The organism is Rhizorhabdus sp. P4_G6, assembly GCF_056401045.1.
On sequence record NZ_JBFUKC010000008.1, the window covers coordinates 24,217 to 38,297 of the forward strand.

The window sequence follows — 14,081 nt, forward strand, 5'->3', positions numbered from 1 at the left end:
TCCTGAACCAGTATCGGGAAGAGTGATGGCATTGTTTTGGTTAAAAGCGGGTTTACGACGCTGAACCCTACGCTGCCGGGCGAGTATTCAGCTTCCGAAATCGCTGCCGTCGATCATCGACGCATCGGCAACGCCAGCGAGCTTGATGATCGAGTTGATCGTCGCCCCGCCCGCATCGTTGTAGAATAGGTAGCTATCGGTTCCAACGCTGAGTACGGCGACATCTCGCGCCGCGTCGTGAGCGTTAAGAAGGGCCTGAGCATAGCCGAACGCGGCAGCCATCGAGCCGAGTATCAGCCCCTGCCCGGCATGGAGGACATGACCGGTCCCCCTACCAATCCCGCCCACTAGCGAGAAGCTGTCGCTGCCATCCTGATAATCCGTGATGATGTCGGATACATAACCAGGCGTGGCATAGGCGGCATCGCCGCGCGCGAACACGAAGCGGTCGGCACCGGCGTTGCCGGTGAGGGTGTCGCGTCCGCCGCCGCCAATCAATCGGTCGTCGCCCGCCCCACCCATCAATATATTGGCGCCGGCATTGCCGGTCAGCGAAGCATCGCCAGAACCGCTATAACGGAGATTTTCGACGTTGGGCACAGTGGCCAGGCTGAAGCTTGTCATGGCCGTCTGGATAGTATCGCTGCCGCCCGAGATGTCCTCCACCACCAGATCGCCAGGGCCGTTGACGATGTACAGGTCGTTCCCGGCTCCGCCGCTAAGCTGGTCGGCTCCCTCGCCGCCGTCCAGCGTGTCATCGCTGGCGCCACCAGCCAGCGTGTCATCGCCGCCGCCACCAGCCAGCGTGTTCGGACCGGCTGCGCCGACCAGCTGGTTATTCGCCGCGTTGCCGGTCAGGTTGGCTGCACCCGTGCCCGTGAAGACGATATTCTCGACGTTGGACAGATCCGCCACGCTGTAGCTCGGCAATATGGTGCGAACCGTATCGATGCCCGCCGAAGCCGCCTCGACCACGACATCGCCGCTTGCGTCAACGAGGTAAACATCGTCGCCGCCGCCGCCAACCAGGCGATCGAAACCCCCGCTGCCATCCAGCGTGTCAGCGCCCGCTCCACCGGTCAGGACATTGCTCGCGGCATTTCCTATCAGATTGACGCCACCCGTGCCGGTGAAGACGACATTCTCGACATTGGCGATGTCGGCGAGGCTGAAGCTATTCAGGGCTGTGCGGATCGTATCGGTTCCAGCGGCAGCTTGTTCAACGATAACATCGCCGGAGCCGTCGATGATATAAACATCGTCGCCGCCCTCTCCGCTCAATCGATCGTTTCCCGCACCGCCGTCCAATGTGTCGGCTCCGTTTCCGCCCGTCAGCATGTTATCCAGCACATTGCCGATGAGGCTCGCCGCCCCGCTGCCCGTATAGGCAAGGGCCTCGATATTGGTGAGCTTGGCGAGACTGAAGCTGGATCGAGTGGTCTGGACCATATCGGTGCCACCGCCAGCATCTTCGACCACCTGCCCGCCTGCTGTGTTGAGCACATAGAGGTCGTCTCCGCCGCCGCCGATCATCCGGTCCCCGCCTGCACCGCCGATCAGCGTATCGTTACCGCCACCGCCGACCATGATCTCGTTCCCGGCTCCCCCCTCCAGAACGTCGTTGCCGCGATTGCCGGTGAGGATCTGCGTACCGGCGTGGCTGGCCGACGCCTTCAGCGTGTAATCGACGGCGCGTTCGCCCACCAGGTAGACAAGGTCGTCCGCCGACCAGCTGGTGAGAGCCAGGCTCGGCAACTGGTAGGTTCCGCTTTTTCCGGCATTGACGATCAATCGGTCGAATCCGGCACCGCCGGCCAATGTGGTGACGTCGGAAAGCTGCTCCAGGTTGACCGTCAGCAGGAACTCGGTCTGCGCGGCGGAACGGAACGCAAGCTTCTCGACCGACAGAAGTACGCTTCCGCTCAGGTTGACGAAATATTTCGGACCGTTTTCGGTTTCGGTCACAACGGAGTTGGAGATACGGAGGGTGTCAGCGCCCGAGCCACCTTCAAAACGCTCGACCCCTGTCGAATCGCCAATCTGAACGAGAAGGTCATCACCATCGCCGCCGCGGAGCGTGTCGGTGCCTGCCCCACCGTCGAGCGTGTCGCCGCCGGTACCCCCGGTCAGAATGTTGTCTCCTGCGTTGCCTATGCCGCTGGCGCCAACCGAGCCGGTAAAGGCAAGCCGTTCGATATTCTCCAGACCGGCGAGGCTGTACGACGTCAGCGAAGTCCGGATCGTATCGGTCCCAGCCGAGGCAAGCTCCACCACGACATCTTCGATGGTATCGACGACATAGATATCGTTGCCGCGCCCGCCGACGAGCCGATCGTTGCCGCTGCCGCCATCGAGCAGGTCATTGCCGTCGCCGCCGCTGATCGTGTCATTGCCGCCATTGCCGGCGAGGGTGTCGTCGCCGCCGAACCCGGTCAGCGAGTCCGCGTTGTTTCCGCCGGCAAGTGAATTATCGCCACCGGTGCCCGAAAGCGTCGACATTCATTTCCCCTGGAATTTGTCAGCCGTTTTTTCCGGCTCATAGAGTTCGTCGGATACGCCCCCAAACGAATCCGAAGATCGCCGTCGTAGATTTGTTCCGCCCCCGTCAAGGCGTTAAAACGCAAAAGGGTGCCGCGCTGTGCTGAATCGGTGCAAAAGCCGCGAATCCGGCTGAGGCAAATGTAGGAGTAAAGGCTTGCCCGCGCTTAAGCGTTGGGCAGGTTGGCACCGATCATCAGCACTCCGTCCTCGGGTTGCGAAACCTGCACCGTGCCGCCCTGATCGCTCACCAGGAGATGGACGAGCCATGACGCCGCAGCACGAGGACTCAGCATATCGGGGTCGACTTCACCCAGCAGCGCATTGCGCAGTTCGGGATCCAGCACGAGGCGCGGGCCCTCCGCGCGGATAACGATCTCGCCACCCTCAGCGGCGACATCGAGTTGGCCGCCGCGGACCAGCGCATCGCCGGCAATCAGGGCCAGGTTGAGCAGCACCTTTATCGCGCCCTTCGGCAGCGCATTCGCCTCTACCATCCAGCCGAGCTTCACCTTGCCATTGCCATGCAAGCCCTCGACGGCAGCGCGTGCTTCGCGCGTATCCACCAGTTCCCCGAAGCCGCCTGCTGCGCCGAAGGCAAGCCGGAAGAATTTGAGCTTGTTGGCGGAGGCGGTCGCGCTTTCAGCCAGCAATTCCATGCAGCGCGCCCGCATCTCCGGGTCGGTCTCGTCGGCCAGGAGTTCAAGGCCGTTGTTCAGCGCGCCGACCGGGGACAACAGATCGTGGCACAGACGCGAGCATAGCAGGCTCGCAAACTCGGCCGAGCGGTTGACCATGGGGCTATTTCCTCAGTGCGCGAAACGGGTCGCGTCTTTTGGCAAGGGCGGCGCGGTTTCGCAATCGACGATTATGGAGCAGCTAGCCGTCAGGTGCGGCAATCGCGACGGGATCGAAGCGTCCGCCGTGGGAGGCGCGCCAGCAGCGCAGATCGGTGCCGGCGATGATGATCCAGTAGCTTCCAGGCTCGGCGGCGGCGGAATCGCGTGCCGACGGTGTGGCGGCGCCGTGCGGATGCGAATGATAATGGCCGATCAGCGTCGCGCCTCCGGCCCGAGCGGCGCGATGCGCCGATATCAGGGCAGCCGGATCTATCTCGAAGCTGTCGCGTGGATCCCCTGCGACATTGGTGCAAGGCAGGACCGCCTCCACGACATCGTCGCGCCCCAGGAGCAGGCCGCAAATCTCCGCCTCCGGGCTGGCCGCCGCAGCTTTGAGCATTTCCGCTATAAACGGGCTTGATATCGTCAGGCGCATCGCCACATCGCTACAGGATGGCCGGGGGGAAATCGATATTGCAGGCAATCGTGCCTCACAATGCCACAGGCTGGCGGCTCGACCGCGCATTGGCCGCGGCCCTGCCGACCCTGTCTCGCGAACGGCTCAAGGCGCTGGTCTCATCGGGTCAGGTGGCAGCTGCCGATGGGCTGCTCGCCCGCGACCCTGCGATGAAAGTCGCCGAGGGTGCGACGTTCGCCGTGACGGTTCCGGATCCCGCGCCCGCGCATAACGAAGCGCAGGATATTCCGCTCGTCATCGCCTATGAGGACGAGCATCTGATCGTGATCGACAAGCCGGCCGGACTGGTCGTTCATCCTGCCGCCGGTAATTACGACAAGACGCTTGTCAATGCATTGCTCCATCATTGCCGGGGAAGCCTGTCCGGAATCGGTGGTGTCGAACGGCCCGGCATCGTCCACCGGATCGACAAGGACACGTCGGGGCTGATGGTCGCGGCAAAGACCGACCCCGCTCATGTCGGCCTCGCGGCGCAATTCGCCAAGCATAGCATCGATCGCAGATATAAGGCGATCGTCGCGGGAATCCCCCGGCCCGGCGAAGGCACCATTGACGCACCGCTGGCGAGATCGTCTGCCAACCGCAAGAAGATTGCCGTCGTCGAGGACGGGCGCGGCAAGCGCGCGGTGACACACTTCAAGACCGTGGAAAGGCTGAAGGCTTCCGCACTGGTCGAATGCCGACTCGAGACCGGGCGCACCCACCAGGTCCGCGTCCATATGGCGTCAATCGGCCATCCATTGCTCGGCGACCCGGTCTATGGCCGATCCCGGCCGGAACACCGGGAGCTCCTCAACCGTTTGAATTTCAAGCGGCAGGCGCTCCACGCTGCGCGTCTGGGGTTCATTCATCCGGTAACAAGCGCGGCTTTATGTTTCGATAGCGAAATTCCGCGGGATATGCTCGATTTGTTCAGCGAACTGAAAAAGAACATGATATAGATGTTACAGATCGGTACGAGGATGATTCGAGCCTGGATCGCTAGCCGTACCGCATTGGCAATTATGCGGATGGTCCCGTTGGGCATCTAGATGGGGAGTAATATGATCATGGCAAGCGGAAAGAACGTGCCCGCCACGATCCCCGCACTTGGCGGGGAGCAGAGCCTCAACCGCTACCTGGCCGAGATCCGGAAGTTTCCGCTGCTGAAGCCGGAAGAGGAATATATGCTCGCCAAGCGCTTTCAGGAGCATGGCGATCCCGAAGCGGCGACGCAGCTCGTGACCTCGCATCTGCGCCTGGTGGCGAAGATTGCGATGGGTTATCGCGGCTATGGCCTGCCGGCGAGCGAACTGATCTCCGAGGGCAATATCGGCCTGATGCAGGGCGTGAAGAAATTCGAGCCCGATCGCGGCTTTCGCCTGGCCACCTATGCGATGTGGTGGATCAAGGCGTCGATCCAGGAGTATATCCTGCGGTCGTGGAGCCTGGTGAAGATGGGCACGACCGCCGCGCAGAAGAAGCTGTTCTTCAACCTGCGGCGGATGAAATCCAAGCTCGACGCTTTCGAGGACGGGGATCTCAAGCCCGAGGATCTTCGCAAGATCGCGACCGATCTCGGCGTGTCCGAGGAAGAGGTCACGAACATGAACCGGCGCATGTCGATGGGCGGCGACGCGTCGCTGAACATGTCGATGCGCGAAGACGGCGAAGGCGAATGGCAGGATGCGCTGGTCGACCAGGGCCCGTTGCAGGACGAACGGATCGCCGACGCGGAAGAGAAGAGCGTGCGCCACAACATGCTCAACGAGGCGCTTGCCGCGCTGAACGACCGCGAGAAGCACATCTTGGTCGAGCGCCGGCTGGTGGATGAGCCCAAGACACTCGAGGAGCTCAGCCAGGTCTATGGCGTCAGCCGGGAGCGGGTTCGCCAGATCGAGGTCCGTGCCTTTGACAAGCTGCAGAAAGCGATGATGCGCATCGCCGGCGAGAAGCGCTTGCTGCCCGCAATGTAACAAGAAGGCGCTCCGAAAACGGGGCGCCTTTTCTTTTCGCGTCATGCTGAAACATATTGAGCATGACGCGCGCTTCGATCATTCCGGCAGGAAATCCGGCACCGACAGATAGCGCTCACCCGTGTCGTAGTTGAAGCCCAGCACGCGCGAACCCGGTGCTTCTTTCAACTTCTGGGCGATCGCCGCCAGCGTCGCGCCAGAGCTGATGCCGACCAGCATCCCCTCTTCACGCGCCGACCGGCGCGCATATTCCTTGGCGTCAGYCGGATCGACCTGGATCACACCATCGAGCAGCTGGGTGTGCAGATTTGCGGGCACAAAGCCGGCGCCAATCCCCTGGATCGGGTGTGGCCCGGGTTGGCCGCCCGAAATCACCGGAGACAGGGTGGGCTCCACCGCGAACACCTTCAGCCCCGGCCAGCGTGGCTTGAGCACCTGCGCGCAGCCGGTGATATGGCCGCCGGTGCCGACACCCGTTATCAGGATGTCGATCGGCGCGTCCTTGAAGTCCGCGAATATCTCCTCTGCAGTCATGCGGACATGCACATCGATATTGGCGGGATTCTCGAACTGCTGGGGGATCCACGCTCCCGGCGTCTGCGCCTGCAGCTCAAGCGCACGCTCGATCGCTCCCTTCATGCCCTTCTCGCGAGGCGTGAGATCGAAGCTCGCGCCATAGGCCAGCATCAGCCGGCGCCGCTCGACCGACATGCTATCGGGCATTACCAGCACGAGCTTGTAACCCTTGACCGCCGCAACGAGAGCCAAGCCGATGCCGGTGTTGCCGCTGGTCGGTTCGATGATCGTGCCGCCCGGCTTGAGCTTGCCGGCCTTTTCGGCGTCCTCGATCATGGCGAGTGCGATACGGTCCTTGATCGAGCCGCCCGGATTGCTGCGCTCGGACTTGATCCACACCTCGGCGTCACCGAACAGGCGGTTTACACGAACATGCGGCGTGTTGCCGATCGTCTCCAGTATCGATGCAAAACTGGTCATGCTGCTTTCTCCTGAACTCGCACATCCTCGAACGACGCAGGCGGATCGAGCGTCCGCGCGCGCAGTATCTCCGGGAATAGTTTTGCCCACAAGGCTGCTATGGCTATGGTGCCGACGCCGCCGGCCACCACCGCTGCAACCGGGCCGATAACTGAGGCTAGAAAACCCGATTCCACCTCACCGAGTTCGTTCGAACCCGAGATGAACAATACGGACACCGCACCGACCCGTCCACGCATCGCGTCCGGCGTGTAGAGCTGGACCAGCGACTGGCGGACATATACCGACACCATGTCCGCAGCGCCCAGCAATGCCAGGCATAGCAGTGCAAATGCCTCTGGATCGGGCACCCGATAGGATAGCCCGAAGCCGATGGTGCCGATGCCGAAGATGGCGACCGCCACGAGAAGCTTGACCCCGACATTGTGGCGCAGCGGTCGGCGGCTCAGCCAGATCGCGACGATTGCCGCCCCGGCCGCAGGCGCGGCACGCAGATGGCCTAGCCCGGATGAGCCGATGTGCAATATGTCGCGTGCATAGATCGGCAGCATCGCGGTCGCGCCGCCTAGCAGGACGGCGACCAGGTCGAGCGATATCGCGCCGAGCACCAGGCGATTGCGCCGCAGATAACTGAATCCCTCGATCATCTGCCCCCATGGATTCTGTCGGCCGTCGAGCGACGTGCGGGGCACCGGCCCGATCAGCATCAGCATTATCGATGACACGGCAAGCAGCAGCGTGCCTGCCGCATAGGCGAGCGGCGGATATATCGCATAGAGATAGCCGCCCAGCGGCGGGCCTGCGATTGCGCCGACCTGCCAAGCTATCGAGCTAGTCGCAATCGCCGCCGGCAAAAGCTGCTTCGGAACGAGATTGGGGGACAGGGCCTGCAGCGCCGGGCCTGCAAAAGCACGCCCGACGCCGAGCAGCGCCGCCACGGCGAACAGCGCCGGCAAGGTCACCGCATCGTACCAGGTCACCAGGCCGAGCGCGGCTCCGCAAAGCAGCTCCAGCACCGTCGTCGAACGGGCGATCCATCGACGATCGATGCGGTCGGCGGTCCAGCCGCTGACCAGGGTCAGCAGCATGAGCGGCAGAAACTGCGCGAGGCCGACCAGCCCCAGCTGCACCGCCGCCTCGCGCGGCCCCATGGTGCGGCGAGCGACGTCATAGACTTGCCAGCCGATGACCACGCCCATCGCGTTGAGCGCCATCGTCGAGCACAAACGCGCCCCCCAATAATGCCTGTAGGCCGAAATTGATAAGGGACCGCGCAACGTCATGCCGCTCCTCTAGGCGCTTGCTGATCGACCGGGCAACCACCCAAGAGGCAGATCACAACGATTTCTACTTTTACAGTAGATAATTCCATCTCAGGGCAGACTGACAAAGCTGTCGAGTACCCGCTTTCGGCCGGCATGCTCGAAATCGATCTCGAGCTTGTTGCCCTCGATCTCGACGACGGAGCCATAGCCGAACTTGCTATGGAAGACACGCTGACCGACCGATATGTCCTTGCGCGAGGGCTGCGCGAAGCTAACGGCGGAGGCGCGGGCCTCGACGACCCGCGCACCCGCCGATGGTTGTCCGAGGCCGCCTGCCGCCGTCGCGCGTTGCCATCCGGGTCCGCGGCCGGCAGCTCGGCTCACATGGGCGAAGGGGTCGGCATGTTCCGACCATTGCGCACGCCACAGCGACTCTCCGCCGGACATTGTCGTCTCTGCCTCGACATGCCCGCCCGGCAGCTCGGCAACAAAACGCGAAGGGATCGAGGAAGTCCATTGGCCATAGATACGCCGATTGGCCGCGTGCAGGATCGTGCAGCGCCGCCGCGCCCGCGTTATCGCCACATAGCCGAGCCGTCGTTCCTCCTCGAGACTGGCATTGCCGCCCTCGTCGAGCGACCGCTGCGAAGGAAAAACACCCTCTTCCCAGCCGGGCAGGAACACCATGCCGAACTCCAGGCCCTTCGCCGCATGGATCGTCATGATCGTGACCTTTGCCGTCTCCGCATCGGCATCGTTATCCATCACCAGGCTGACATGTTCGAGAAAATCGGAGAGATTCTCATACTCTTCCATCGCCCGCGCCAGCTCGTTGAGATTTTCCAGCCGGCCATCGGCCTCGGTCGATTTCTCGTTCTGGAGCATGGCGATGTAACCCGATTCCTCGAGCAGCTGCCGGGTCACGTCCGCATGCGGAAGCTGCCCCAACAGGTCCCGCCAGCGGGCGATGTCGCCGACCAGGTTGCCGAGCGAGCGCCGCGCCTGGGGGGTCAGCTCATCGGTGCCGAGAATGCGCGCGGCGGCAAGCGTGAGCGGAATCGCCTCGCGCCGGGCCAACTGGTGAAGCTTGGCGACCGCCTTGTCGCCGAGACCGCGCTTGGGAGTATTGATGATCCGCTCGAACGCCAGGTCATCGGCCGGCTGGCTGATCACCCGCATATAGGCAAGCGCATCGCGAATTTCAGCGCGCTCGTAGAAACGAAATCCCCCGACGATGCGATAGGGCATCCCGATTGCGATGAAGCGGTCCTCGAACTCGCGCGTCTGGAACTGCGCGCGCACGAGGATCGCGACGTCGTCGAGCTTGCCGCCGCCACGTTGATGGCCTTCGATCTCGTCGCCGACCCGGCGCGCCTCCTCGGGTCCATCCCAGATCCCGACGATACGAACCTTCTCGCCCTCGCCCTCCTCGGTCCACAGCGTCTTGCCCAGCCGCCCGCCATTATGGGCGATCAGTCCGCTGGCCGCTGCCAGAATATGTGGCGTGGAGCGGTAATTCTGTTCGAGCTTGATCACCGTCGCGCCCGGAAAATCGCGGTCGAAACGCAGAATGTTGGCGACCTCCGCACCGCGCCAGGAATAGATCGACTGGTCGTCGTCACCGACGCAGCAGATATTCTTGCGCTCCTGCGCGATCAGCCGGAGCCAAAGATATTGGGCGCTGTTGGTGTCCTGATACTCGTCGACCATGACATAGCGGAAGCGCTGCTGGTAATCGGCGAGAACGTCGCGGTGGGTCTTCAGGATCGTCAGCATGTGCAGCAGCAGATCGCCGAAATCGCAGGCGTTCACGGCGCGCAGCCGGTCCTGATATTGTTGGTACAGTTCACCGCCGCGACCATTGCCGAACAGCTCGCTTTCTCCGGCATCCAGATCGGCGGGAGTCAATCCCCGGTTCTTCCAGCGGTCGATCAGGCCGGCGAGCTGTCGCGCGGGCCACCGCTTCTCGTCGAGATCGGCGGCGGCCAGCAACTGCTTGAGCAGCCGCAGTTGATCGTCGGTGTCCAGGATCGTGAAGCTGGGGGTCAGGCCGACCAGCTCGGCATGGCGGCGCAACATTCGTGCGGCTACAGCGTGGAAGGTGCCCAGCCAGGGCATGCCCTCGACCTGTTGGCCAAGCAGCCGCCCGACCCGCTCGCGCATTTCGCGCGCAGCCTTGTTGGTAAAGGTAACGGCGAGGATCTCGGACGGCCAGGCCCGGCGTGTCGCCACCAGATGGGCCAGCCGCGCGGTCAGTGCCGCCGTCTTGCCCGTTCCCGCGCCGGCGAGCACCAGCACCGGACCTTCGGTGGTGAGCACCGCCTCGCGTTGAGGGGGGTTCAGCCCGCGCAGATAGCCGGGTTCATTGGCGGGAACATCCTGAGTCACCCGCGAACAGTTAGGGAACGGCCCGCGCCGGAGCAAGGCCCCGGCGCGAGGGATCGTCGATTAGAACTTGTAGCCGAGGCCTGCCATGCCCTGATAGCGGGTGAAGCCGAGCTCATAATTTGAGTATAGAAACTCGGTTTTGATGTACGCCTTGCCGACGTCATAGCGCCAGCCGATCCCGGCCCGCGCGCCATCGAGATCGATGCTGCCGCCGAAGCCCTTGAGCCTGGCATTGGCATAGCCACCGAGCACATAGATGCTAAGATTGTCGGTGACGCCGACGCCCAGCTTGCCTACCGCGCTAAGATCGCGGCCGGACTTGATCCCATAAAAGTCGCTTTTCGACGAGCTATCGTCGACATTGCCTTCGATCGCCGCATAGACCTTGCCGCCAAGCGTGACTTCATAGCCGAGCCCGGCACCATAGGCGATGCCGCCATAGGTGTTGCCGGCATAAGTGACTCCGTCATAGCCGCTATGCAGCTCGATGTAGACATTGTCTGCCATCGCTGGCGCCGCGAATAGCGCAGCGGCAGCCGCCGCAGTCAGAAAACGAAGCATTGAACCCCCTTCACAGAATCGAGCCGATCCCGATCGGTCCCTATCGTTACGGGCCGATAATGAAGGTCGTCTTGCGACTCAAGCCAGCGCGTTCCTATGGCGGCGGCAGATGAATCCATGATGGATCATTTGCCGCCGCCATGTTGGCCCTCGCCAGAAGATACGCACTGGCGAGGACAGCGGAAACGGTCGAAGCCCGGCTCAGGTGGCTTTCATGTTGGTGCTGACGTTGCTGAACGTCGTCGACAGCTGGTTGCCCAGCGCGCTCATCGCGGTGATCGCGGCAACGGCGATGAGCGCGGCAATCAGGCCATATTCGATCGCCGTTGCGCCGCGACTGTCGCGACAAAGGTTGATGAACTTCTGCATTGGACCATCCTTCCCGTGAATATCCAAGCTTCATCTAATCCGCTGCGCCTTAAGGCCGCGTAAGAAGCAAGGGTTAATGCTGCAGGAACCGTTGCCAGCGCCGAACTATTCGAGGCACCTAATTGAGAGATCAGCCTTAGACATAGGCTGAGATCATCCGAACCCGTCCGCACGCTTTCGGCGGGGAATAGTAGCATGGCAGCACATGGGCATGCCTGGTGGGTCCGCCGGGATTCGAACCCGGGACCTCTCGATTAAAAGTCGCTTGCTCTACCAACTGAGCTACGGACCCACCGACGCCGCCTCCCTATTGGTCGCGGCTGCCAGGGTCAACCCGCGCGACGGATAAGCCGCGCTCGCGCCTGTCTCACTGTTCTCGCTCCCGACCCCACGCGCCATTGCGGCGCGACGCGCTCGAGCGGCTGCAGCACGAAGTCACGCGTTTCGAGCGAACGATGGGGAATGATGAGGCGGCGCCCGCCATAGCGCGGCCATCGGCCCTCCGACCACAGCACGATGTCCAGATCGAGCACACGAGCCCCCCAGCGCCGGCCGCGCCGCCGGCCGAACGCAGCTTCGATCGCCTTGAGCAAGGCCAGCAAGGCAGGTGGTTCGAGCAGTGTTTCGACGATGATCGCGGCATTGGCGAAGCCGCGTCCCGCCGGGCCGAGCGCGGGCGTGGCGATCACGGGCGACTCGGCTATCAACGCCAGCCCCGCCGATTCCAGCACAGCCGTCGCGGCGCGCACCACGTCAGCCGGCGCGCCATGGCGGCCGTGGCGCCGGTTGGATCCGAGCGCAATCGCATAACGATAGGGCCGCATCCCGTGCGCCTATCGCGCGGGGCACGAAAAAACCACCCCCTGTGGGAAACCAGCACCGTGTCACTGCAGCTGCAACGCGCCCGCCGGCCCGGTCAATCGATATCGGCAGCGATTTCTGCCTGGAGCAGTTCGGCGTAAGATCGCGGCGCGTTATCGTTACTTGGGGAGCTATGATCGCAATGATCCGGGCACGAGCCACTGTTCCGGATCCGAAAGATTGCCGCCGATATTCCGCGGAGCCGGCTTCGCGGAGGCTGCGCGCCCCCGATCCTGGCTACGGGACGGCTTAATTTCATAAAAAATATCTACTTTTCAGCACCCAGCGCCGTTTAAGGCTTGATCGCCGGAGTCATCAGTGATTCTGTGGTCACATGAATCGCGCCCCTCTTCTGCAGATGGCTCGCAGTGCCGTACTACCGGCGGTGGCGATTCTCATCATCGGCTATTTCGCCAGTGCAGCGCTGATCGGTCCCAACGGATTACTTGCGCTCGGCGGCTACAAGAGCCAGCTCCAGTTGCGCATCAGCGAACTGCAACACGCCCAGGCGATGCGCGATCGGCTGCGCCATCACGCAAACTTGCTTGACCCCGCCAGGGTCGATCCCGATTTCGGCGACGAGCTTGTCCGCCGCTCGACCGGGCAAGTCCGCCCGGACGAAGTCATCATCCCGCGCGACTAAATCGGCACTCTCTGCTGCTACGCGTTGAAATCGGCGCCCAGCGCCGCCTATAAGCGGTCAACATCCTCCCCAGGACAAGGAGCAATTTGCTTGGCGAAACCAGCACAGCCGCGCACAACCACCAAGGCTGCGCCGCGCAAATCTATCGCGCCCAAGGCGCGCGCAGTCACCGCACCAGCAGCGCCGAACAGGGAGCGCCCCGCCGAACCGGAACGGTATGAGGCCACCAAGGCCGAAATGCTCGAATTCTATCGGCAGATGATGCTGATCCGGCGTTTCGAGGAAAAGGCGGGCCAGCTCTACGGCCTCGGTCTGATCGGCGGCTTCTGCCATCTCTATATTGGCCAGGAGGCTGTTGCGGTCGGGCTCCAGTCGGCATTGGAAGTCGGCAAGGACTCGGTGATCACCGGCTATCGCGACCACGGCCATATGCTCGCTTATGGCATCGACCCGAAGCTGATCATGGCCGAACTGACCGGCCGCGCCGCCGGCATCAGCCGCGGAAAGGGTGGCTCGATGCACATGTTCTCGGTCGAGCATCGTTTCTATGGCGGCCATGGCATCGTCGGTGCGCAGGTCAGCCTCGGCACCGGCCTTGCCTTCAAGCACAAATATTCCGGCGATGGTGGCGTCGCGATGGCTTATTTTGGGGATGGCGCATCGAACCAGGGCCAGGTCTATGAAAGCTTCAACATGGCCGAGCTGTGGAAGCTGCCGATCATCTTCGTGATCGAAAACAACCAATATGCGATGGGTACCAGCGTCAACCGGTCGTCGGCAGAGGACCAGTTGTACCGTCGCGGCGAAAGCTTCCGGATTCCGGGCATCCAGGTCGACGGCATGGACGTGCTCGCTGTGCGCGGCGCCGCCGAGGAAGCCGTCAGATGGGTGCGCGGCGGCAAGGGGCCGATCCTGCTCGAACTGAAGACCTATCGCTATCGCGGCCATTCGATGTCGGATCCCGCCAAATATCGATCGCGCGACGAAGTCCAGGCCGTTCGCGACAAGTCCGATCCGATCGATCAGCTCAAGAAGGAGCTGGAGGCCGTGGGCGTCAGCGAGGACGAGCTGAAGAAGCTGGAAAAGGAGATCCGCGCCATCGTGACCGAAGCCGCCGACTTCGCCGAACAATCGCCCGAGCCAGAGGCTGGCGAGCTTTATACCGACGTGCTGGTGGGACAATATTGA

General features: G+C 62.8%; 13 protein-coding genes and 1 tRNA gene. 4 read left to right on the forward strand and 10 right to left on the reverse strand.

Annotated elements, in window-relative coordinates; translation table 11 throughout:
- Window positions 1-87: 87 nt before the first annotated feature.
- The 3 genes from AC1DPF_RS10335 to AC1DPF_RS10345 all read right to left on the reverse strand — a co-directional run bounded on the left by AC1DPF_RS10335 (window position 88) and on the right by AC1DPF_RS10345 (window position 3,813).
- Entirely contained in the window at window positions 88-2,499 is a 2,412-nt protein-coding gene (locus AC1DPF_RS10335; protein ID WP_477961122.1) for a beta strand repeat-containing protein, read from the reverse strand.
- 206 nt (window positions 2,500-2,705) lie between these two features.
- Window positions 2,706-3,335, reverse strand: a complete 630-nt coding sequence (locus AC1DPF_RS10340; protein ID WP_477961124.1) for a histidine phosphotransferase family protein — start codon at window positions 3,333-3,335, stop codon at window positions 2,706-2,708.
- Window positions 3,336-3,417: 82 nt separating this feature from the next.
- Window positions 3,418-3,813, reverse strand: coding sequence for a M67 family metallopeptidase (locus tag AC1DPF_RS10345; RefSeq protein WP_477961126.1), 396 nt, complete (start codon window positions 3,811-3,813; stop codon window positions 3,418-3,420).
- A 17-nt stretch (window positions 3,814-3,830) separates the two neighbouring features.
- Here AC1DPF_RS10345 and AC1DPF_RS10350 point away from each other — a divergent pair, with 17 nt between their 5' ends.
- Window positions 3,831-4,796 (forward strand): RluA family pseudouridine synthase, encoded by a 966-nt coding sequence (locus AC1DPF_RS10350; protein ID WP_477867425.1) that lies wholly within the window; start codon window positions 3,831-3,833, stop codon window positions 4,794-4,796.
- 108 nt (window positions 4,797-4,904) lie between these two features.
- Window positions 4,905-5,810, forward strand: coding sequence for an RNA polymerase sigma factor RpoH (gene rpoH, locus AC1DPF_RS10355; protein WP_340315296.1), 906 nt, complete (start codon window positions 4,905-4,907; stop codon window positions 5,808-5,810).
- 78 nt (window positions 5,811-5,888) lie between these two features.
- On the opposite strand, the gene cysK is transcribed toward rpoH, so the two are convergent.
- From cysK to folK, 7 genes are all read right to left on the reverse strand, one after another.
- The gene (cysK, locus tag AC1DPF_RS10360; protein ID WP_477961128.1) at window positions 5,889-6,806 is read right to left on the reverse strand and encodes a cysteine synthase A; all 918 of its coding nucleotides are present in this window, start codon (window positions 6,804-6,806) and stop codon (window positions 5,889-5,891) included.
- Entirely contained in the window at window positions 6,803-8,089 is a 1,287-nt protein-coding gene (locus tag AC1DPF_RS10365; RefSeq protein WP_477867429.1) for an MFS transporter, read from the reverse strand. The genes cysK and AC1DPF_RS10365 overlap by 4 nt, the downstream gene beginning before the upstream one ends.
- 90 nt (window positions 8,090-8,179) lie before the next feature.
- Complete coding sequence (locus AC1DPF_RS10370) at window positions 8,180-10,459, reverse strand: ATP-dependent helicase (RefSeq protein WP_477961131.1); 2,280 nt, start codon at window positions 10,457-10,459, stop codon at window positions 8,180-8,182.
- 60 nt (window positions 10,460-10,519) lie between these two features.
- Window positions 10,520-11,020 (reverse strand): outer membrane protein, encoded by a 501-nt coding sequence (locus AC1DPF_RS10375; RefSeq protein ID WP_477867433.1) that lies wholly within the window; start codon window positions 11,018-11,020, stop codon window positions 10,520-10,522.
- A 201-nt stretch (window positions 11,021-11,221) separates the two neighbouring features.
- Window positions 11,222-11,389: a Flp family type IVb pilin gene (locus AC1DPF_RS10380; protein WP_477867435.1), complete on the reverse strand. Its 168-nt coding sequence runs from the start codon at window positions 11,387-11,389 to the stop codon at window positions 11,222-11,224.
- 216 nt (window positions 11,390-11,605) lie between these two features.
- A tRNA-Lys gene (locus AC1DPF_RS10385) sits at window positions 11,606-11,681 on the reverse strand.
- Window positions 11,682-11,718: 37 nt separating this feature from the next.
- Window positions 11,719-12,213: a 2-amino-4-hydroxy-6-hydroxymethyldihydropteridine diphosphokinase gene (gene folK, locus AC1DPF_RS10390; RefSeq protein ID WP_477867437.1), complete on the reverse strand. Its 495-nt coding sequence runs from the start codon at window positions 12,211-12,213 to the stop codon at window positions 11,719-11,721.
- Window positions 12,214-12,584: 371 nt separating this feature from the next.
- Between folK and AC1DPF_RS10395 the strand changes: the two genes are divergently transcribed.
- Window positions 12,585-12,893, forward strand: a complete 309-nt coding sequence (locus AC1DPF_RS10395; RefSeq protein ID WP_477867439.1) for an FtsB family cell division protein — start codon at window positions 12,585-12,587, stop codon at window positions 12,891-12,893.
- A gap of 90 nt (window positions 12,894-12,983) precedes the next feature.
- Complete coding sequence (pdhA, locus tag AC1DPF_RS10400) at window positions 12,984-14,081, forward strand: pyruvate dehydrogenase (acetyl-transferring) E1 component subunit alpha (RefSeq protein ID WP_477867441.1); 1,098 nt, start codon at window positions 12,984-12,986, stop codon at window positions 14,079-14,081.

Bases quoted from the DNA above. Each gene is read 5' to 3' on its own strand.
- AC1DPF_RS10335 (WP_477961122.1), bottom strand. From the start codon at position 2,499: ATGTCGACGCTTTCGGGCACCGGTGGCGATAATTCACTTGCCGGCGGA.
- AC1DPF_RS10340 (WP_477961124.1), bottom strand. From the start codon at position 3,335: ATGGTCAACCGCTCGGCCGAGTTTGCGAGCCTGCTATGCTCGCGTCTG.
- AC1DPF_RS10345 (WP_477961126.1), bottom strand. From the start codon at position 3,813: ATGCGCCTGACGATATCAAGCCCGTTTATAGCGGAAATGCTCAAAGCT.
- AC1DPF_RS10350 (WP_477867425.1), top strand. From the start codon at position 3,831: ATGGCCGGGGGGAAATCGATATTGCAGGCAATCGTGCCTCACAATGCC.
- rpoH (WP_340315296.1), top strand. From the start codon at position 4,905: ATGGCAAGCGGAAAGAACGTGCCCGCCACGATCCCCGCACTTGGCGGG.
- AC1DPF_RS10365 (WP_477867429.1), bottom strand. From the start codon at position 8,089: ATGACGTTGCGCGGTCCCTTATCAATTTCGGCCTACAGGCATTATTGG.
- AC1DPF_RS10375 (WP_477867433.1), bottom strand. From the start codon at position 11,020: ATGCTTCGTTTTCTGACTGCGGCGGCTGCCGCTGCGCTATTCGCGGCG.
- AC1DPF_RS10380 (WP_477867435.1), bottom strand. From the start codon at position 11,389: ATGCAGAAGTTCATCAACCTTTGTCGCGACAGTCGCGGCGCAACGGCG.
- folK (WP_477867437.1), bottom strand. From the start codon at position 12,213: ATGCGGCCCTATCGTTATGCGATTGCGCTCGGATCCAACCGGCGCCAC.
- AC1DPF_RS10395 (WP_477867439.1), top strand. From the start codon at position 12,585: ATGAATCGCGCCCCTCTTCTGCAGATGGCTCGCAGTGCCGTACTACCG.